Origin of the sequence: Sediminibacillus terrae (genome assembly GCF_009602435.1) — a bacterium.
GTDB classification, from domain to species: Bacteria; Bacillota; Bacilli; order Bacillales; family Amphibacillaceae; genus Sediminibacillus; species Sediminibacillus terrae.
In genome coordinates this window covers 1-20834 of record NZ_VZDQ01000003.1, presented here as the reverse complement: position 1 = coordinate 20834, position 20834 = coordinate 1, and the positions used below count along the sequence as shown (strand labels likewise).

The 20834-nt window shown below is 45.5% G+C and carries 17 protein-coding genes; 6 read left to right on the top strand and 11 right to left on the bottom strand.

Annotated features, from left to right (window positions below; translation table 11 throughout):
* Positions 1–2 precede the first annotated feature (2 nt).
* Entirely contained in the window at positions 3–179 is a 177-nt protein-coding gene (locus tag F6X55_RS01190; protein ID WP_153461594.1) for a hypothetical protein, read from the bottom strand.
* A gap of 54 nt (positions 180–233) precedes the next feature.
* Here F6X55_RS01190 and F6X55_RS01185 point away from each other — a divergent pair, with 54 nt between their 5' ends.
* Genes F6X55_RS01185 through F6X55_RS01175 form a run of 3 tightly spaced genes read left to right on the top strand, consistent with a single transcriptional unit; the run spans position 234 to position 3999 of the window.
* Positions 234–1742, top strand: coding sequence for a spore germination protein (locus F6X55_RS01185; RefSeq protein WP_153461592.1), 1509 nt, complete (start codon positions 234–236; stop codon positions 1740–1742).
* 11 nt (positions 1743–1753) lie between these two features.
* Positions 1754–2875 carry a GerAB/ArcD/ProY family transporter gene (locus F6X55_RS01180; protein ID WP_153461590.1) on the top strand — a complete coding sequence of 374 codons (1122 nt, stop codon included), beginning with the start codon at positions 1754–1756 and terminating at the stop codon, positions 2873–2875.
* The gene (locus F6X55_RS01175; protein WP_237648572.1) at positions 2872–3999 is read left to right on the top strand and encodes a Ger(x)C family spore germination protein; all 1128 of its coding nucleotides are present in this window, start codon (positions 2872–2874) and stop codon (positions 3997–3999) included. The genes F6X55_RS01180 and F6X55_RS01175 overlap by 4 nt, the downstream gene beginning before the upstream one ends.
* Positions 4000–4370: 371 nt before the next feature.
* Here F6X55_RS01175 and F6X55_RS01170 read toward each other — a convergent pair whose 3' ends face one another.
* The 5 genes from F6X55_RS01170 to F6X55_RS01150 form a co-directional block, all read right to left on the bottom strand.
* Positions 4371–5198 (bottom strand): aldo/keto reductase, encoded by an 828-nt coding sequence (locus F6X55_RS01170; RefSeq protein ID WP_153461586.1) that lies wholly within the window; start codon positions 5196–5198, stop codon positions 4371–4373.
* A 191-nt stretch (positions 5199–5389) separates the two neighbouring features.
* The gene (locus tag F6X55_RS01165) at positions 5390–6601 is read right to left on the bottom strand and encodes a quaternary amine ABC transporter ATP-binding protein (protein ID WP_026772432.1); all 1212 of its coding nucleotides are present in this window, start codon (positions 6599–6601) and stop codon (positions 5390–5392) included.
* Positions 6601–7458, bottom strand: coding sequence for an ABC transporter permease (locus tag F6X55_RS01160; RefSeq protein ID WP_026571857.1), 858 nt, complete (start codon positions 7456–7458; stop codon positions 6601–6603). The genes F6X55_RS01165 and F6X55_RS01160 overlap by 1 nt, the downstream gene beginning before the upstream one ends.
* Before the next feature lie 171 nt (positions 7459–7629).
* Positions 7630–8643 (bottom strand): ABC transporter substrate-binding protein, encoded by a 1014-nt coding sequence (locus F6X55_RS01155; RefSeq protein ID WP_026772433.1) that lies wholly within the window; start codon positions 8641–8643, stop codon positions 7630–7632.
* Between the two features lie 526 nt (positions 8644–9169).
* Entirely contained in the window at positions 9170–9499 is a 330-nt protein-coding gene (locus tag F6X55_RS01150) for a hypothetical protein (protein ID WP_153461584.1), read from the bottom strand.
* Between the two features lie 190 nt (positions 9500–9689).
* Between F6X55_RS01150 and F6X55_RS01145 the strand changes: the two genes are divergently transcribed.
* Both F6X55_RS01145 and F6X55_RS01140 read left to right on the top strand, forming a co-directional pair.
* Positions 9690–10130: a MarR family winged helix-turn-helix transcriptional regulator gene (locus tag F6X55_RS01145; RefSeq protein WP_026571853.1), complete on the top strand. Its 441-nt coding sequence runs from the start codon at positions 9690–9692 to the stop codon at positions 10128–10130.
* A gap of 46 nt (positions 10131–10176) precedes the next feature.
* A complete protein-coding gene (locus F6X55_RS01140) occupies positions 10177–13281 on the top strand; it encodes an MMPL family transporter (protein WP_153461582.1) in 3105 nt (1034 codons plus the stop codon).
* Positions 13282–13760: 479 nt separating this feature from the next.
* Here F6X55_RS01140 and F6X55_RS01135 read toward each other — a convergent pair whose 3' ends face one another.
* A complete protein-coding gene (locus tag F6X55_RS01135; protein WP_153461580.1) occupies positions 13761–14846 on the bottom strand; it encodes an undecaprenyldiphospho-muramoylpentapeptide beta-N-acetylglucosaminyltransferase in 1086 nt (361 codons plus the stop codon).
* On the opposite strand from F6X55_RS01135, the gene F6X55_RS01130 reads away from it, so the two are divergent.
* Entirely contained in the window at positions 14847–16334 is a 1488-nt protein-coding gene (locus F6X55_RS01130) for an MATE family efflux transporter (protein ID WP_081704676.1), read from the top strand.
* 331 nt (positions 16335–16665) lie between these two features.
* On the opposite strand, the gene F6X55_RS01125 is transcribed toward F6X55_RS01130, so the two are convergent.
* The 4 genes from F6X55_RS01125 to F6X55_RS20145 form a co-directional block, all read right to left on the bottom strand.
* A complete protein-coding gene (locus tag F6X55_RS01125) occupies positions 16666–18096 on the bottom strand; it encodes an aldehyde dehydrogenase family protein (protein ID WP_153461578.1) in 1431 nt (476 codons plus the stop codon).
* Positions 18097–18327: 231 nt separating this feature from the next.
* The gene (locus F6X55_RS01120) at positions 18328–19518 is read right to left on the bottom strand and encodes a NupC/NupG family nucleoside CNT transporter (protein WP_153461575.1); all 1191 of its coding nucleotides are present in this window, start codon (positions 19516–19518) and stop codon (positions 18328–18330) included.
* 439 nt (positions 19519–19957) lie between these two features.
* On the bottom strand, positions 19958–20479 hold the full coding sequence (locus F6X55_RS01115) for a hypothetical protein (protein WP_026772436.1): 522 nt from the start codon (positions 20477–20479) through the stop codon (positions 19958–19960).
* A 35-nt stretch (positions 20480–20514) separates the two neighbouring features.
* A partial coding sequence (locus F6X55_RS20145) for a hypothetical protein (protein WP_419866447.1) occupies positions 20515–20834 on the bottom strand: 320 nt, incomplete at its 5' end.

Below are 20834 nucleotides of genomic sequence, written 5' to 3'. Positions count from 1 at the left end.
CTCTATCTCGTCGTAACGAAACTGCCGGCCACCCCGGCAGTTTTTCTTTTTCGTACATCCTCCCTGCCCTTCATTTCATTGTTCCGCCTTTGCTTATCTTGCCTGGCTACGAACGGCCCGATTAGCTCGACTTCCACCGTCTCTGTACGAGCTCCAGCAAGTTTTTCGCTTTTCTTCATAATTTTGTTGTTTATCCGCATACTAAAAGCAATTGTTTTGGTGGAGGAATCGTGATGAAAAAGCGTGGATCCCGGAGGGGCAAATCAAAGGAGCTGCTTCCTTCTTCTATTGAAAATTTAAAGACAAACTTGCAGGAAGCGATGCATAACAACCCGGACTTTCAAATGCAAGAGTTTGAAACCGGAAGCCAACGCATGCTCGTTTTTTATATCAGCATCATCGTCAAAAAACAGCAATTAAACAATCATATATTGACGCCTTTGCTTGAAGGAGATAAGCAATGGACTTCAGAAAAACTGAGCAATGCGCTTCCTTTGGGTAATAGTGTCGCACAAACAAAAATGGAGGAAATTGTAGATGCTCTTATCATGGGATCTGTCGGCATTTACATCGAAAATGAAACAGAACTGCTTACCTATCCTATCCCCGACCAGCAAAAAAGACAGGTGGATAAGTCCGACAAGGAATCTACCGTTCTCGGTCCGCAAGATTCCTTTACAGAATCATTGACCACCAACATCAACCTGGTTCGATGGCGGGTGAACACCGGGGATTTGGTAACCGAAAAAATGATCATCGGCGAACGGGTTCCCACCGAAATCCGGCTAATGTATTTAAAATCATTAGCCAATAAAGAAGATGTACAGACGATGCGCCAGCGGTTGCAGGATCTAGTCGTAGATAGAATTGAAGACGCGACGCCGCTTACTTATTATATCGAGGATTCATCCACCTCGATATTCCCGCAGTTTTATCAAACAGAATTGCCAAGCAGGTTCAGCTATTCACTGACAAAAGGCAGAGTCGGTGTGTTAGTCGACAAAAGCCCGACCGGGATCATGGCTCCGACTTCTTTATTCAGCTTTTTTGAGTCCACGGAAGATGTATATATGCGCTGGAATGTCGGTTCCTTTATCCGAATTCTTCGGTTTTTCGCCTTGATTATCTCGGCCTTATTGACACCTGCATATGTTGCAGCGATTACTTTTCATTATGAAGTCATTCCGACACCTCTGTTGACAACACTCGGATCTTCCAGGGCTGCTGTCCCTTTTCCACCCGTATTTGAAGCATTATTGTTAGAACTGTTGATTGAACTGCTGCGCGAGGCGGGGGCAAGGCTTCCGACAAAAGTGGGGCAAACCATCGGGATTGTCGGCGGTATTGTTGTCGGACAGGCAGCTGTTGCGGCTGGATTGACCAGTAACATACTGATTATCGTAGTTGCCATAAGCGCACTCGCTTCTTTTACAGCGCCAAGTTACTTAATTGGTTCCACCATAAGAGTGATTCGCTTTCCTTTGATTTTGATGAGCGGTATTTTGGGATTGATCGGCATCATGGCAAGTATTTGTTTTTTAATTATCCATCTGCTAAAAATCACTTCCCTGGGCAGACCCTACTTGCTGCCGATGTACCCGTTTGTCGGCAAAGACTTTAGTAAAACATTTTACCGGCTACCATACTATTTTAACTTTAAACGCAGCTACTCTTACAAACCCCAGGACATGATTCGCTTTCCTAAGAAAAAATCGAGAAAAATGAAGGACATTGATGAATAGGAGGGAGAAAGGTGAATCCGACAAATTTGACGATCAAACCGACTATGCGAATCAAAGCCTTTTACCTTTTCTTCATCATGACCAGTATTCAAACTGGTTCCGGAATCATGGGGGTGCCCCGTTATATTTACATGCAATCCAAACAAGATGCCTGGATTTCGGTACTCATTGCCGGAGTCCTGGTCCACATTGTACTGGCTGCGATGTTTGCCATTTTGAATCATTACGAAAACACCGATATATTGGGAGTGCAGACCGATTTATTCGGCAAATGGATTGGCAAACTTCTTGGTACCATTTACATTATCTACTTCTTTTTTGTATTGCTGAGCGTGACAATGGATTATATTCAAGTAGTTCAAACTTTTATTTTTCCAAGGTTGAGCGCCTGGGTGTTAGCTAGTGTATTGGTATTGCTGATTGTCTATGCAGTCATGAGCGGTTTGCGGGTTGCGGTAGGCATTACCTTCATTTTCTTTTTTCTATCCTTATGGCTGCTCGTTTTTTTGTATAAATCGGTCACCTATATGGAAATAACCCATTTTCAACCGTTCCTCTCGGCATCCCCCTTGGAATTGCTGCAAGGTGCACGGCATACGTCTTATTCCTACCTTGGGATGGAAATCCTGTTTTTCATTTACCCGTTCATTTCCAATAAAGAAAAAGCAAAACTGGCAACACATTTAGGATTGGGAATGACCACCTTCTTAATTCTGCTAGTGACTGTCATCAGCATCGGTTACTTCAGTCCAGGGGAATTGCCGGAACAGATATGGCCGGTGCTCGTCTTGTTCAAAATTGTGGAGTACTCCGTCGTGGGCCGTTTCGATGTATTAGTCGTCACAGAATGGATGATGGTCATCCTTCCGAACATGATTTTGCTGGCCTGGATGATTTCCCATATCACCAAGAGGCTTTATCATGTTCAACAGCGAAAAGTTCTTATGGTGGTTGCTATTCTGTTGTTAATTGGCGCCGGCATTACCAAGCATGAATATTTTATCCTTCAGTTCATCAATGGTGTGGCTGCTTCCGGTTTCTGGATAGCCTTTGTCTATCCGATTATATTGTTGCCAATGGTCTGGCTAAAGGGGAAATGGAAGAAAAGCAAAAAGGCAGGTGCAAAAACGTGAAGCGGCTTATTCTTGTATCTATCTTCCTGTTACTTTCCGCCGGGTGTGCTCCCGCCTACCCGATTGAACGTCTCGGCATCATCAACACCATCGGGGTGGACTCCGACAATGAGGACAGCCAGGCATTGAACACCACGTACGTGTATTTTCAGTTCGATCCCAATGCGAAAAACATCAATGAAATTATCTCTTCCAAAGCGAAAACCTTAAAAGGGGCACGTGAAAAAGCCAACGTCAAATCAAACTTCCAGCTCGTTCCAGGAAAACTCCGTGTCCTGATGATGGGCAGACCACTGGCAGAAAAAGGAGTGGCGAGTATCCTCGATACACTCGTACGTGATGCGAAAATTACCGATACGATGTTTTTGGCCGTTGCTGACCAGGCAGCAGGAGACGTATTGCATGAAGTGTTCCAACGGAGCACGACCAACGTCGGAAACCACTTATACCAATTGATCGATACAAATGTCGATCAGGAAATTTTGATCCGGACCACGTTAAGGGATTTCATGCATAAATACTACGACATCGGAAGCGATCCGGTTCTTCCGCTGATAAGTGTGGTCGAGCATATGCCCAGTATCGAACGAATGGCGCTGTTTCGTGATGAAACCTATGCCGGAGATATTTCCATCGAAGAAGGCTTTTTTATCAAGCTCCTTTCAGGTCGGTACCAATCCGGCCGCATTGAGCTTTCGTTGCCAATTGAAGAATTTGAAAACATCCGTCAAAAGGATACCGACCAACGGGAAGAGGAGTCCTTGTTTCTTTCCCTAAGTGAACTGCGGAGCCATAACTCCATCAAATTGGTCTCAAAAGAAGAGTTGCGCTTCCAATCCGATATTAAGGTACAGGCACGACTGCTCGAAATTTCCGAACAGCTGGAGTTGGATAAAGAAGAAGTCGTCAAAAAACTGGAAAAAGCGATTGAAAAAGATATAAATCGGCAGATCAACCAGTTACTCGATAAATTCCGGGAACTGAAGGTTGATCCTATTGGATTCGGCAGCATCTATAACGCAAAGCACCCGACCACCCAGGAGGAGTGGCGCAATCTTTTACCGGAAATGAAATTGGACTTGAACCTCAACGTCAACATTATCCGACAAGGGATTATCGATTAAAAAAGAGTCTGTTACAAAAGCATCGTGACCAAAATGAAAACCGAACGATCCATCATTCGTTCGGTTTTTTTGATGAGCAAAAAGCTAAACGTTCTACCCTATAAAAGTGCAACTTTCCACTCCGGCAAGGTACTTCGCTTTCCGCGGACACGGCTTCAGCTAAATTGGCAAAGAATATCGCTTTGCCAAGTGGATCTTCAGCTCGCGCTCATTCCACTGGAGTCTATGTACCCTGCCTCCGTTGGATGGAGATACCTTCTTATGGTGTGTTTTCCGTTTTGCCTCATGTCCTTGCGGATAGAAAGCGAAGCCGCATGGAGACCAGGAGTACTTCTTTTCCTTATTATGCTTTTGTCCCGGTCTCTTTTCTTTTATCCATAGTTAAAATGGTCTGGATGAGCGCCGAGCCGGTGGTCCTGATCCAACCCGTCTATCTTTTCCATTTCCGTGCCGGAAAGCTCAAAGTCAAAAATGGACGCGTTTTCCCGTTGTCTGCTTGCCCGGGTGGATTTCGGGATGATGATCGTTCCATTCTGATAATGCCAGCGAAGAACGACTTGGGCTGCTGTTTTGCCATACTTTTCGGCCAAGTCACAAAGCAGCGGTTCATCCAAGTAAGTTGCTTTTCCTATCGGCGACCAAGCTTCCACAGCAATTTCGTGATCCCGGCAAAACTTTCTTGTTTCGGTTTGGGCCAGCTTGGGATGATGTTCTATTTGATTGACCATCGGTCGGATTTCCGCATCTCGCATCAAATCATCCAAATGGTGTGGCAAGAAGTTGCTTACTCCTATGGCTCGTGCCTTTCCATCGCGATATATTTTTTCCAAAGCACGCCAAGTATCCTTGTATTTGTCAGGTACCGGCCAATGTATTAGATACAAATCGATATAATCCGTCCCGAGTTTGGTCAGGCTGCGGTTGAATGCCTCCAAGGCTTCCGTGAAGCCTTGCTCGTTGTTCCACACTTTCGTAGTAATAAAAATTTCGTCTCGTGGGATGCCACTGTCTTTCACAGCACGTCCGACCCCTTCTTCATTTTGGTAAAAAGAAGCGGTGTCAATGTGGCGGTATCCGATTTCCAAGGCAGATTTAACTGATTCATATACCTGCTCCCCCTCTTCGACCTTATAGACACCAAGGCCGACCGAAGGAATTTCCACACCGTTCTTCAGCTTTGTCGTCGTTTCCAAACCCATTTGTTATCCCCTTCCTATATTGATTTGCTCTTCTGTCCTCATTCTAACGAAACAGGGAATGGAAGAAAAGAAGCACGAATCGGCTTCGTAGCCATGTCGATTCTATCCTTCATAAAAAAGCTTGCAAAAAACCTTTAGGTTCTCTGCAAGCCGCAATCCTGACGTGTTATCCGAATCATTCTTTCAGGCAATCAACCGTGATATTCCGTGCTTTCGTTAACTTCTTCCGCGACAAGTCCGGACAAAACATGGACCCTTAGAATGAAGCCTTCCAGCCTGCCGTTCCCGCTTGTCACTGCCAGCGGATACTTGGATTCAAGCGCCTTCGGAATAATGTCATTGACATACTCATCTTTGCCCACTGTCGTTACATCCTGATTGAGTACGTCTTCGAGGCTCTTCTTTTCCTTGATACCCTCGATGGCATCATCGATTGTAACGATCCCTTGCAGATTCCTGCTGCGGTCGACAACAAAAACGCTGGATATACCGTTTTCCTCCATTTCTTTGATGGCAACCTTCAATCCATCCTTCAAGGAGACAAGGGCGTTCGGTTTAATCATGACATTTTCAGCCTGAAGAATTTTCGATCGGTCGATATCTTTAATGAAATCAGAGATATAATCATTGGCCGGACTTTCCAGGATGGTTTCCGGGGTACCGATTTGCACTACTTTCCCATCTTTCATGACAGCGACCCGGTCACCGAGTTTAAATGCCTCATTGACATCGTGGGTGATGAAAATGATCGTCTTTTTGAGCCGTTCCTGGATATCCAGCAGTTCAAGCTGCATTTCCCTTCTGATCAGTGGATCTAAAGCACTGAATGGTTCATCCATCAACAATATATCAGGATCATTGGCCAACGCACGGGCCAAGCCAACACGCTGCTGCATACCGCCGGAAAGCTCATCGGGATACTTATCTTCGTAACCTTTCAATCCGACTACTTCCAGGTTTTCTCTGGCGATTTGCCGTCGTTTTTCTTTTGACACATTTTTTATTTCCAAACCATACTCGATATTTTCCAGAACCGTTCGGTGGTCGAATAACCCGAAATGCTGAAAAACCATGGCGATTTTATCCTGACGGAATTTTTTCAATTGGGAGGAATTATATTCCACAATATTTTCTCCATCCACATAAATCGAACCATCTGTCGGTTTATTCAAGAGATTGAAGCAACGGATAAGTGTTGATTTGCCGCTTCCCGACAGCCCCATGATCACGAATATTTCCCCTTCCTCGATTTCCATCGATGCATCATAAACACCGACCGTATGCCCCGTCTCTTCCAATATTTCCGCTTTCGATTTACCGTTTTTCACCTGCGGAATCACCGATTTCGGTTTGGAACCAAAAATCTTGGAAACATGGTCGATTTTCACTTTACTGTTCGCCATTACTTTGCCCTCCTATGCTTCTGGAAACGATCTGCAACACCGCCAGTGACACGGTCGATAATAATTGCCAGGAACACGATACTGATACCGGCTTCAAATCCGAGCGCAATATCGATTCGATTGATCGAAATCAGGACTTGCTCTCCCAAACCTTGCGCACCAACCATCGAGGCGATAACGACCATGGCGAGCGCCATCATCGTCGTCTGATTGACCCCGGCCATGATTGTAGGCAGAGCTTGCGGCAGCTGTACTTTGGTCAGCATTTGCCATCTGGAAGATCCGAAAGATTGAGCCGATTCGACTACTTCCGGATCCACTCCTCGTATTGCCAGTTCCGTCAAACGGATGACCGGCGGCAGTGCGTAAATCAATGTGGCAAAAATAGCCGATACATTACCAAGTCCAAAGAAAAAGATGGCAGGGATCAGGTACACGAAACTCGGCATTGTCTGCATCGCGTCCAAGAATGGGCGCATTACCGTGGAAAACCCTTTGCTAAAGGCCATCCAGACCCCGAGAGGGATACCGATGACCAAACAGATGATAACGGCAGACAGTACAATCGAAATCGTCATCATCATTTCTTCCCATAACCCAAAAGTTCCGACTAAGAAAATAAAGAAAGCATACAACAAGCCGGACCAGAGGGATTTAAAATACCAGCCCAGTAAAAAGATGAGAACGAGGAACAACCACCATGGCAAAAAATCTAAAAACGCTTCAATACCATTGATGGTCCGGGAAGATATAAAAAAGATAAAATCAAACAAACCCGCCAGGGCATTGTCCAGAAAATCGACAAAATCAGAAACATAGTCACCTAAATGACTTTGAATAGCAGGAAAATCACTCATCGGCACAACTGCTGTTCAGCAGTTTTTTCACCTCACCTATTAGTTATTTTGCAAGTTTTACAGAATGCTTGTCTTTAAAACCGAAAGTAGCTGACCGATTCCGGCCAGCTAATGACATAAACCGGCTGCCGCTTTATGAAAGCAGCCAGTTTACACATGATCAGCAGCTACTTATAGTGCTTCTTTTACTTTCTCCGCTACATCTTCCGGCACCCATTCCGTCCAAAGATCTTCATGTTCATTCATCCACCACTCTGCAGCTTCATCTGCAGATGCATCGTTTTCATTCATGTAGGTCAATGCCTCCTCCGTCAAGGCACTGCTCGTTTCATAGTTGCTCAAAAACTCTACCACTTCCGGAGCCTGATCCGGAAGGTCTTTGTGCACACCAACCACTACATCATTTGGCGGAAATTCTGTTCCTCTGGTTTCATTCCAGGTTTCTTCGTCATAAGCCGGCTCTTCCAGCTTTGTAAGATCGTACATGGCCGTTACTGCTGTCGGAGACCAATAGTAACCAACCCAAGCTTCACCAGATTCATAAGCATCAGCCAGTGATGTAACGATGGCCGCGTCGGAACCTGGCATGAAATTGTTCATCGTTTCATCCAAACCATATGTTTCAAACTTCTGATCGATTTGTTCGGCTACTGCCCATCCGCTAGGTGCATTCAAAATCCTTCCTCTTCCCGGGTCTTCTGGATCTTCGAATACGTCCGGGTAGTTTTTAAGGTCTTCTACTGTTTTCAATTCTGGAGCCATTGGTTCAATGCCCCGTTCCTCGTCCCCTTCAATTACATAGGTAGGAACATACAGACCCTGCTGATTATCATCAAAATTGGTCGAAACTTTCTCTATGTCACCTGAATCGATTGCTTCTTCGTAGACCTCTTTCACATTATCCGTCCATATCTCCATGTAGGCATTAATATCGCCTTCACGCAGACCTTGAAGTGTAGCAGCTGTAGATCCTGGAGTCACCTCGGTGTCGTAACCATACCCATTTTCAATTATTTTTTGCGCTACACTATTATGGAACCGGATACTATCCCATCCGGCGTCGGCAAGAACGATCGTATCAACGCTTCCTTCTCCCCCGGAACCACCTTCCGAGCTGTCTGATCCGCCACAGGCAGCTAAAAACACTAGTAAACTCGTCATCAATAAAAACAATAATTTTTTCATCAGCTTTTCCCCTTTTGGTGATTTTTTCATGTCAAGACGCCATTGAAGCATGTTAATTTTATAGTTCGGTTTTCTTTGAACCAATGCATTTTCAACGAACAGTCCAATACGGCAGGCAAAAATCAACCCGCATATATAAAAGCTGGCACTCCGTTGAATGAATCGCGTTGCATTATTTCGCAATCTTCAGAAAATGTTAGTAGTGGAGGATGAGCATGCTTTCTTCCAGGAGATAATGAAGAAAATAATACATGGTGATGCTGGTGATACTGCACCTGTTTTCCAAATCATAAAATTAAAATGCCGGCAATGGACAACATCTTCCATTCTATCCGAAGCAAACCGGAAACCCAAACCGACTGGCATGTACTAACAAGCAAAGAATGTCGAAGGATGTCGGTTATAGGCAAATAGGCGGGGATTCTATCGTTTTTGTTAGATATGCTCGATTTTTCTGCGAATTCAGGGTAAAAAGACAAATCAAATCATTACTTTTTACCCTGCTTGTTTCTGCGCCAAACCTTTTTTATCTAGGCACTTTTCTCTCGAACAACAGGAAGGCTGTCAGTCGGAGCAATACCCTGTATGAGGCGAGAAGGCCAATCAAGCTGCCTGCAACACCCCAAGTGCCTGTCAGCAACAACCATACAGCCAACATTGCCATGATTGCCGCCGTTATATTCCCGGCAGGTCCGTTCAACGGTATCCAACTGTTATAAATGGTCGAAGACTCCTTTTCCACTTCTTCAAAACAAACATAATGGTATGGGCGCACCCGCAGCCAATGGGAGGCTGTTACAAGCTGGTCTCTTTTTTCAATTGGTTTTCCGCAATACCGGCAGATAATCGGTTTCATGTTATTCCCCTCATTTTGTTCAGTTTTCTTTATTATAACGAATGAAACGGAAGCTTGTCCTTCCGGCAGAAAATTTCAGTCTTCTCTTATTTCGGCTGCCAATCAGTTGCTTTTTGCAGGAAACCATGTTTAAATATTGTTCAGTCATCAAACTATTCACCCATCGAACTATTTAAAAGGATGTGAAAACATGCAGGATAAAGAGCTCAATGATTTGATTGATATATACACGTCTGCGATGAATGAAGTCAATCGCAGGGTCAATATATTAATGAATGAGCAGGTACATCAAGAGTTGACCTCCGACCAGTTCGGCACGCTCCGGTTTGTCCATAAAAATCAACCATGCACCAGTTCTGACATCGCCGACGAATTCTCTATCGGGAAAAGCGCGGTGACCGCACAAGTCAATCGCCTGGTCGAACGCGGTTTCGTCAATCGTGAACGAGACGAAAATGATCGCAGGATTGTTTACTTAACGCTGACCGATTCCGGGGTGCATACCATGAATCAAGGCAGGGAGAAGCTGTATGAGGTTCTCGGTGAAATTCTTTCTGAATTTAAAACAGAAGAAATCGGACAGTTCATCCAGACGCTGGATAAGCTGGTCCACATTCTCAGAAAAAAATGACGCTAGATTTTGAACAAATAGACTTTATAAGTAAGGGGTTAGTGTAATGAGAAGAATTATTCAGCTCAGATGGGCAGTGTTCATTGTTTGGATTGCTGCAGCCATTTGTTTATTGGTGTTTTCCCCAAACTTGCAGGATTTAGTGCGGGACAAAGGACAAATCGGGGTTCCTGACGGTTACTCCTCTTCAAGAGCAGGCGAACTGCTGGAACAAATGTCTGATGACAAGGAGGAGGATACGGCGAGCGCTGTTCTTGTCTTTCATGAAGATGATGGAATCAGCGACAGCCAAAAGCAGGAGATTGCCCAAGGGATCGAGAATCTTCAGGACCGTGAGTCAGATTTGGGGATATCAGAAGTAATGTCGTTCGAGGAAAGCGAAGAAATTGAGGAACAAGTCGTTTCAGAAGATGGAACGACCATCATGGTGCCAATGAACGTATCGCTTGCCGACCGTGAAGTTCAGGAATCCCGGGATGCCATATACGAGGCAACCTCTTCCATCGAGATCGAACACTACCTGACTGGAGAGACCTACATTTCCGATGATATCATGGTCAATTCCCAAGAGGGCTTGAAAAAAACAGAATACATCACCGTAGCGATTATCCTGATCATCCTCTTTTTAGTTTTCCGGTCGGTTGTGGCGCCGTTCATCCCGCTGCTTACGGTCGGGATCAGTTATCTGGCGGCCCAGGGAATTGTGTCGATTCTGGCCGATACGGTTGATTTCCCGCTATCGAACTTCACCCAGATTTTCATGGTTGCCGTCATGTTCGGAATCGGAACAGATTACTGTATTTTGCTGATCAGCCGATTTAAAGAGGAACTAGCGCATCACGAAACGACCAAGGAAGCAGTAATGGCGACATATAAAGCCGCAGGGAAAACGATATTCTTCGCCGGGCTGGCTGTTTTGATCGGTTTTTCGACCATCGGCTTTTCGACCTTTTCCCTCTACCAATCTGCTGTAGCTGTTGCGGTGGGGGTCGCCGTCGTTTTGATTGCTTTGGCCACACTTGTACCGTTCTTCCTCGTCGTTCTAGGCAGGAAGTTGTTCTGGCCGTTTGATAAAAATGTTTCCCACAATGAAAGCAAACTGTGGGGGCGAGTCGGCACCTTTGCCTGGACAAGGCCGCTCATTTCTTTATTGATTGTTTTGGTCATCACCGTACCGAGTGTGATTGCATACAACGGGCAAAAATCCTATAACTCACTAGAGGAGATAGGTAATGATTACGGATCTGTGCAGGCTTTTAACTGGATTGCAGATTCTGTAGGACCTGGCCAGGCAATGCCTGCCACCGTAGTATTGAAGACAGATAAGCAAATCGAATCACCGGAAGACTATCAGGATATCGAGCTGCTTTCCCAGCACATCGCGGCTCTTGACGGGGTCGATTCCGTTCGAAGTGCAACCCGCCCTGCCGGTGACGTAATCGAAGATTTCACAGTTGATAGTCAAACCGATCAGCTTAGTGAAGGAGTCGGCGAAAGTACGGATGGAATTGATGAGATTGAATCTGGTTTCTCCGATGCAGCCGATCAACTTAAGGATTCCCAGCCACAGTTGAAAGAGGCGGAATCCGGAGTAGATCAATTGATGAACGGTACCCAGGAAGCAAACAACGGGATTGGCGAAATGCAATCTGCATTGTCAGAAATCCAAGCCGGTATTGCCTCCGGGGCTCAAGGAGCCGGGGAAATTCAAAGCAACCTGGAAACAATCCAAACCAACCTCCAGCAAACTATCGATGGCAATCGGGAATTACTGAATGGCTATCAAGGGGTGGAACAAGGGTTGAGTTCGCTCGTCCAAGGATATCAATCGATGGAGCAAGTCCTTTCAGGGTCCTTGCAAAGCCTGAACAGTGCTGAACAAAACAACCCGGCCCTTGCACAGGATCCGGATTTTCAAACGGCGAAAGGCCAGCTGGCCGCAGTCGTACAAGGAACCGACGAGCAACCCGGTTTGGCCGGTTTAAATAACACGCTAGAAAGACAAGTCTTAACTGGTTTGCAAGAAGCAAATCAAGGATTCACCAGTACAATCGACGGGCAGGAACAATTGGCTGACGGTCTTTCACAGTTGAGCGATGCTGTAGGCGATCTTCAGTCCGGGCTGAATCAGGCCTCTGATGGACAACAGCAAGTCGTCAATAATATCCCAAGCCTGCAGGATGGGCTGACCGATATTTACGGCGGTCAAGAAGAACTGAAGGGGGCTTTCAGTGACATGCAGTCCCAGCTTTCCGAGCTGGCAGACGGGCTTCAAGAAGGATCGGATGGGTTGGTGCAAATTTCCGACGGCCTGAAAGAAGTACAAAGTTACCTGGACGAGTTTTCAACCGCCAAACAACAACCGACGGTCAACATACCAGAAGAAGCCATCGAAAACGAAGATTTCCAAGAAGGTATCGAACCATATTTGTCAGATGATAAAACCATTACGACTTTTGAAGTGGTATTGAGCAACAACCCATACTCGACAGAGTCGGTCGATTTTATCGGAGATTTGGAGGAAGCTGTGGATGAGGCGAAAGATGGAACGATTTTTGCAGATTCCGAAACTTCCATCGGTGGTGTAAGCAGTACAAACCATGACCTACAGGAAATTTCCGATCAGGACTATTCACGTACCGTCATCTTTATGCTGGCAGGGATTTTCATTATTTTGGTGATCCTGCTGCGTTCGCTTGTAATGCCGATTTATCTGATTGGATCGCTTGTTCTGACTTACTATACGTCGATGGGAATTGCCGAAATTATCTTCATCAACATTCTCGATTATGAAGGCATAAGCTGGGCAGTTCCGTTCTTTGCATTTGTCATCCTGATCGCTCTTGGAATCGACTACAGTATCTTCCTGATGGGTCGGTTTAACGAGAACAGCAGCATGACAATCAAGGATGCGCTGTTATCGGCCATGAAAAACATGGGCACAGTCATTATCTCAGCCGCAGTAATACTAGGAGGAACATTCAGCGCAATGATGCCGGCCGGTGTCTTATCCTTGTTGCAGATCGCTACAGTTGTGCTTACTGGATTGTTCTTATATGCAGTGATCATGCTGCCACTGTTCATACCGATCATGGTACGACTGTTCAAACAAGGTAACTGGTGGCCGTTCCATCGCAAACAAGAAGAATGAGGAGCGAAGCGGAAGCTCCTCGTCACCCGCCCGTTCCAGTCTGGGCCGAGCGTCAAATTGGCATTTTTCTTCCATAACGAGGCTTTGCCGAGACCTCGAGGGAGAGGGTTGGAGTGGTGCTTGCCATAGAAAAGTACAGCATCCATTGATTCCGCCAATTTCAGGGTCAAACAAAACCGGAACAAAGACATAGTTGCCAAAGAAAAAACCGAACGATGATTCGAAACGCTGCGTATTCGAACTCGCTCGGTTTTTCTTTTTTTCGATTTTTATTCTCTGAAGCAAATATTATAGCTTCTCTTAGGATGATGGGGCAAACCATCCATTCCTGCAAGGCACGGAGACTCCAGCGAAAGCAGCGCGAGCTGAAGATCCAATTGGCAAAGAAATCTTCTTTGACAAAATAGCTGAAGCTGTACCCGTGGAAAGTGAAATGACCTGCCGGAGTGGTTATGTGCACTATGTCATGTCCTATACCTTTATTTTTGGCTGCCGATGCGCCCTGCCTGTTTAATGGTCGAAATGACCTGCTGCTTCGCCTCGCGACTTTCATAATTTCGCATATGTTGGAGAATCGTCGCTTTTTCTTGCTTCAGTCGCTTCAGCTCCTCTACAAGCCGCTTGTCTGTCAATTCCTCTTCTTCGACCATGTGGGCATACCCCTGCTTTTGAAAAGAATTGGCATTCAGTATTTGATCTCCACGACTTGCATTCCGGGAAAGCGGTACGAGCAGCATCGGTTTTCGCAAAGCCAGGAACTCAAAAATTGCATTGGACCCGGCCCTGGACAAGACAAAGTCGGTAGCGGCAAACAAATCGCTCAGCTCTTCATTTACATATTCAAACTGGGTATATCCTCGTTTTTTGATGGATGGATCCACATTATTTTTTCCGCAAATATGAATGATTTGATAGTCCTCAAGCAGCTCATCCAGGCTACCACGGACTGATTCATTGATTTTGGCAGAGCCGCCGCTTCCCCCCATGATCAGCAACACCGGTTTACTGTTATCCAAATCGGCGATAGCCAATCCTTTTTCCCTGTTACCTTCGAATAATTCATCGCGTACAACTGCCCCGATCCATTCCGCTTTGGTTTCCGGCAAGTATTGAATCGTTTCCGGAAAAGTGGTCAACACTTTTTTGGCAAAAGGGATGGCCAGCTTATTGGCAAGCCCGGGCGTATAGTCTGATTCATGAATCACTGCAGGGGTTTTTCGAAGCCAGGCCGCTGCAAGCACCGGTACGGAGACAAATCCGCCTTTTGAGAAAATGACCGACGGTTTACGCTTCCCGATAATCCGGTAAGATTGCAGCACCCCTTTCAACACCTTGAAGGGATCTTTAAAGTTTTCCTTCGAAAAATAACGTCGCAGCTTGCCTGTAGAGATTTCATGATACTCTACATTATCGAGACGGCCGATCAGCTCTTTTTCAATACCGTTTTTCGACCCGATATAATCTATTTTCCATCCCTCTTTTTGAAAATGGGGAATGACCGCAAGATTGACGATTACATGGCCGGCAGTCCCCCCGCCAGTAAATAATATCCGTTTGTCACTCATATGTTAATTCCTCTCTCTTTCTGTGGTAGTAGTGTTATCCATAAGAAACCTAAGTATAATAATGAACAGGAATGTGCTATAATCCTCTCTATCCTAATCGAAATCTATGTAAAAAGGAAGAGCAGTATGTACCGGACGAATTCATTAAAACAAAAACTCAAATTATTCCTCGTAATTCTTATTCCCATTTTAATAACCCAGTTAAGCTTATATGCCATGAATTTTTTTGACACCGTGATGTCGGGAAGATTCGGTACCCATGATTTGGCCGGAGTCGCGATCGGCTCTAACCTGTGGGTCCCAGTATTCACCGGAATAAACGGAATATTGCTTGCATTATCTCCAATCGTATCTCAATTAGTCGGAGGCGGGAAAGAGAAGGAAGTTCCGGAAGTCGTCCGGCAGGGCATGTATTTATCGGTCGGTTTGGCAACAGTAGTCACCATCATCGGCTTCTTTGTTGTCGATCCAATTCTCAACCGGATGGATTTGGAGTCAGAAGTCGCCCATGTGGCCAAGTATTATTTAGCCGCGCTGGCAACAGGTATCATTCCCTTGTTTTTGTTCAATTTGCTTCGTTGTTTCATCGATGCATTAGGTCAGACGCGAACCTCGATGATGGTTATATTGATATCGCTCCCGCTCAACATTCTATTTAATTATATGTTCATTTTCGGGCGGTTGGGCATGCCGGCATTAGGCGGGATCGGCGCCGGGATAGCCTCGTCGTTGACTTACTGGATATCCTGCGCAGTAGCGGTCTTGGTTATCTATCGATACAAGCCCTTCCGTTTTTATATGATTTTCAGGCATTGGCGCAGACCTTCCCTGCACGCTTGGTGGGAACAGCTGCGCATCGGCATCCCGATAGGATTTGCCATCTTTTTTGAAACCAGCATTTTTGCAGCAGTGACCCTGCTGATGAGTGTATATAGTACGGAAACAATTGCCGCCCATCAGGCAGCGATCAACTTTGCATCCTATCTATATATGATTCCCCTTAGTATTGCGATGGCCTTAACGATTGCCGTCGGGTTTGAAGTAGGCGGCAGAAGGGTGCATGATGCGAAAGTATACTCCTACATCGGTCTGTGCTGCGGGATTGCGATTTCTTTTTTCGCTGGATTGATTTTATATACCCTCGATGACGCCGTTGCCCGATTGTATAACGATAACCCGGCTGTCATCAACCTGACGAAGCAGTTCATATTTTACGCGATTTTCTTTCAGTTTGCCGACGCTGTCGGGGCACCGTTGCAAGGTGCGTTGCGCGGCTATAAAGATGTCAACATCACACTGATCATGGCATTGATTTCTTACTGGCTCATCGGTCTACCCAGCGGCTGGGTTCTGGCCAATTTCACCGAATTCGGTCCGTTCGGCTACTGGATGGGCATTATTATCGGTTTAAGCGCCGGGGCCATTACCTTATACGGAAGGCTTGTTTTCCTGCAACGGAAGCTCGCTGGTCAACTTGCTAAAGAATGATAAAAGCCTATACGCCCTTTTAAAAGAATACCAGACTTCCCATCAAAAAGAGCGGGGAACAAAAACAACCACCATAGCAAAAAACCGAGCGAATTCTAAATGCCACCAATCAAATTCGTTCGGTTTTTTGCTTTTTGTCCTGTTGTTTAATGCGTGTTTCGTATCGCTATGGAAAGCGAAGTACCTTGCCGGAATGGGTAGCCGCACTTTTCAGATGAGAAGGGTAGAACGCTTCCTTTTTTCAAATCCAAACAGAAAGATGTTCTGTTTTCATTTTGGTCATGAGGATTTTGTCCGAAGCTCTTCTCGTTTGCTGTCCACTCCCGAGGAATCAGCCGTTTTTTAAGTTCCATACAATCAATCGCTCATTCGTCATTTCTTCTATCGAATACTTCGGCCCTTCTTTTCCTGAGCCACTGTCTTTGACGCCACCATATGGCATCAGGTCTACACGGTACTGGGAAGAGTCATTAACCATCAGCCCGCCGACCTCTACTTTTCTGGCAGCATAGAATGCTGTATCGAGATTTTGCGTAAAGATGCCGCCCTGCAAGCCATAAGGCGATTCATTCACTTCGTCGATACAGTCATCGAGATTATTGTAACTGATTAAACTGATTACCGGAGCAAAGATTTCTTCACACACGACTTTCATGTCTTTTTTCACGCTATTGACGACGGTCGGTTGATAAACTGGTCCGTTTCGTTCCCCGCCGATTAACAGTTCGGCTCCGTTGTCGACAGCTTCTTTCACCCACTGTTCCGCACGTTCTGCTTCCGATTCAGCGATCATCGGACCGACATCGGTATCAGGGTCGTTCGGATCTCCGACTTTCAGTGATTTGACAGCTTCTATCAGCCTTTTTTGGAAAGTGTCTTTGATTTCTTCATGAACATACACTCGTTGCACTGAAATACAAACCTGTCCGGCAAAGGCGAAACCTTTTTGCGCAATGTTGTTCGCAGCCTGTTCGACATCTGCATCCTTGTCGACAATGACCGGAGAATTATTGCCCAGTTCCAGGATGAGTTTATTCAACCCGGTTGTCTGTTTCAGTTTTAATCCGACTTTGGCACTTCCGGTAAACGTGTAAAGCTGGATACGACTGTCCTCCATCATTTGCTGGCCGACGACCGAACCGGAACCGACAATGACATTGAACAGACCGGCTGGAAGCCCTGCCTGCACGAACAGCTCAGCAAGCTTTAAAGAAGTGATCGGCGTCGCGCTTGCCGGCTTTAAAACGACCGCATTGCCTGCCGCGATTGCAGGAGCCACTTTATGCGAAACTAAATTCAACGGGAAATTAAACGGACTGATGGCCCCGACCACTCCGACTGGAACACGGATGGTGAATGCCATCCGGTTTTCCGAACCGGGGGCAGCTTCCACCGGCACCCCTTCGCCGCTGATCCGTTTGGCTTCTTCTGCCGCAACCTCAAAGGTTTGCGAGCTGCGATCGATTTCTGTCAGGGCCTGTTTTAGCGGTTTTCCCGCTTCTCTCGTAATCGTTTGAGCTAATTCCTCTTTATTATCTGCAAGTAATTCACTGACTTTTTTCAATATCTCATACCGTTGATATGGGGATAACGGATGGTTGTGAAAGGCAGACTCAGCACTGGAAATGGCTTGGTCGACCTGTTCCTCTCCCGCTTTGTATACGGTTGCGTACGTTTTCTGGGAATATTTATCGAGTACATCCAGTGTTTCATCAGTCTCCACCCATTGACCGTTGATAAACAATTTATATTGCTCAGACATAAACAACGTCCTTTCTTTGTCGTGATATTACTTTTCATTCCACCTTCATTGTAATATAAACGTTGCCAATCATTAATTTTCCTGTTTGAGAACTGTCCAGTATACAACTAATCCGTTTGGCACTCTTAATCAAAAAAGAATTATACACCGAATGAATAATTTCTCACATCAAAAAAAGACTGCCGGGAAATCCCGGCAGCCATGGGTATCTCACGAATACCCTTTTTCGAATTATAAAAACAATCCTGCCATTGTGGCTGACAAAATCGAGCCCAATGTTGCCCCTAGTAACAGCTTCAGGCCGAATTTTGAAACGGCCACGGCTTTTTTCGAATCAATCGCCTGTACAGTACCTGCAATGATACCGATGGAAGAGAAATTTGCGAAGCTGGTCAAGAAGACCGTGACGATACCGACTGTTTTCTCAGACAGTGAATCGATTGCCGGTTGTAATTCCAGCATTGCGACAAATTCATTGGTGACGATTTTCGTACCCATGATACCGCCAGCTTGAATCAACTCTCCCGGTGCGATACCCATCAAGAATCCGATTGGAGCTAAAATGTAGCCAAGAATCTGCTGGAGGGTCACACCTGCGAAAATCGCCTGGATAATCCAGTTGACCAGTTCAAGTGAAGCAATGAAAGCAATCAGCATGGCGGCGACAATCAAGGCGATTCTTCCGCCGTCCAGCGCTCCGTTACCCATCGCTTCAAAAATACTTTTGGAATCTGACACTTCCTTGATGTCGACTTTGTCGTCCTTTTTATCGACTTTTACCGGAGAAATCATGGATGCGATGATCAAGGAACTGAACATGTTCAGCGGCAGTGCAACCAACACGTATTGTGCGGGAAGCATTTGAATATAAGCCCCGACAATGGACGCGGAAACAGAACCCATTGCGGAAGCACTGACAATATAAAGACGATTGTCGCTAAGGTGATGAAACTGCGATTTAATCGCAATCAGCGCCTCCGACTGACCGAAAAAAATGCTATTGACAGCATTGAACGATTCCACCTTTGGAAGTCCTGTAATGTATGATAGGAATCCGCCGAAATATTTGATGATTGTCGGCAAAATCTTCAGATGCGTGAGCACGGCCAAAATAGTGGAAAAGAAGACGATCAATAACAGAACGTTGAAGAAGAACACGCTGCCTCCTTCTTCGACCATTAAACCGCCTACGACAAAGTTGATCCCTTCCATCCCGAAATCGATCAACTTATTGAAACCATCCGAAATACCAGTGATCACCCATTCACCAATTTTGGTCTTAAACATGAACCAAGTGGTAATCACCTGTGCGATCAGCATAATTGCTATCCCTTTATAATTTATGTTGCTGCGGTCATTGGACAATAAAAATGAAATCCCGAGGATGATAACAATTGCCAGCAAACCAAGAAGAATATCCACGGCATGAGCCTCCCTTAAAGTCTTTAGCGGAATACAGGCCACCCCTTCTCAGGCAGCTGCTATTACCGCTTTATCGCTACAGACATGAAAGCCGTTGCATTCTTGGAAATACGGTGATATTCGGCTCTCCGCCTGGGATACGAAGCAGGCTTCTGGCCTCACAAATGCACCATGTTTTTCCAGTCATGCATCTAAAATGAAAATGCTTTCAGTCCTTGTTTTCCAATTATGGATTTTAACAGCTTGTCAGACGTCTTGCAAGTGTAAATTTCGACATTTTTCTCTCATGCCCTATATATTAGTTTATTCCTTCCCCAAATAATCATCCAATAACCGGACAAACTCCTTTAGTCTGTTACAGCGTCTGGGGTCAGTCCCTCTTTTTACGAGGGACTGACCCCCCGACATAAAAAAAAGAAATCATCGGATGATTTCTTTTTTACGAATGAAAGGAACGGGCAACCTGGACTAGATCCTGCTTGGACACATTGTTGTTTTTTTCCTGGGTAGTCCCTAAAGTGTTCTCTCGATAAGACATTTTATAAGTAATTCCATCCTTCTTCCAGCTTAGGATTTTCGCAAAAGAATTGTCGACATATTCACCCTCCAGCTGTTCATCGATCATAACCGTTTCCGCATCAATCAGTCCCGTCTCTATGTTCCCCTGGATGAATTGGATGGACAGTAAGTCATTTTCCTGGGTATAGAGGCTGATATCAAGTGCCTCCTTCTCACTGTCATTAAGATAATAGCGGTCCGATACTAGAAAAGCGACTTCCATCGGCACGTACTCCGGCAAATTTGGTGAAAACGAAAGCTCGGCCGCCGCATTTTCCGCCTTTTCTTTTTGGTAATCATAAAACCCTTCGGGAATGGAGGAAGACTGCTGGCACGCTGTCAGAAACAGCAACAAAGTTGTATATAACATTATTCGTGGTAGAAAAAAATAGAATTGCCGCAATAATTAATCCTCCTTTTTTTCCACCATTTTACCATTTATTCCATAACAGCTAAATGGTTTTGACGAAATATCACGATTTTCCCGAACAACGATGAATCCTGTAAAACGGCATCTTTTCCACATGCGAAAATCGATTTAACCAGACTGCTTCCGAGACCCAAAGTGAAACGGTTGCCATAGTTTGGGCTGCTGGTCCAACACTCAACATCCATTGAACAAAAGCAAAAAAAATCAAAACCACCAGTGTGAACTGGTGGTTTGCTCTGCGGCTGAAAGCCTCTGTTACCGGCCTCGGCCTGAAAGGCCCACCGAAAGGGTTTCCCGCCTGCACCACATTCACTCACTAATTCTAAAG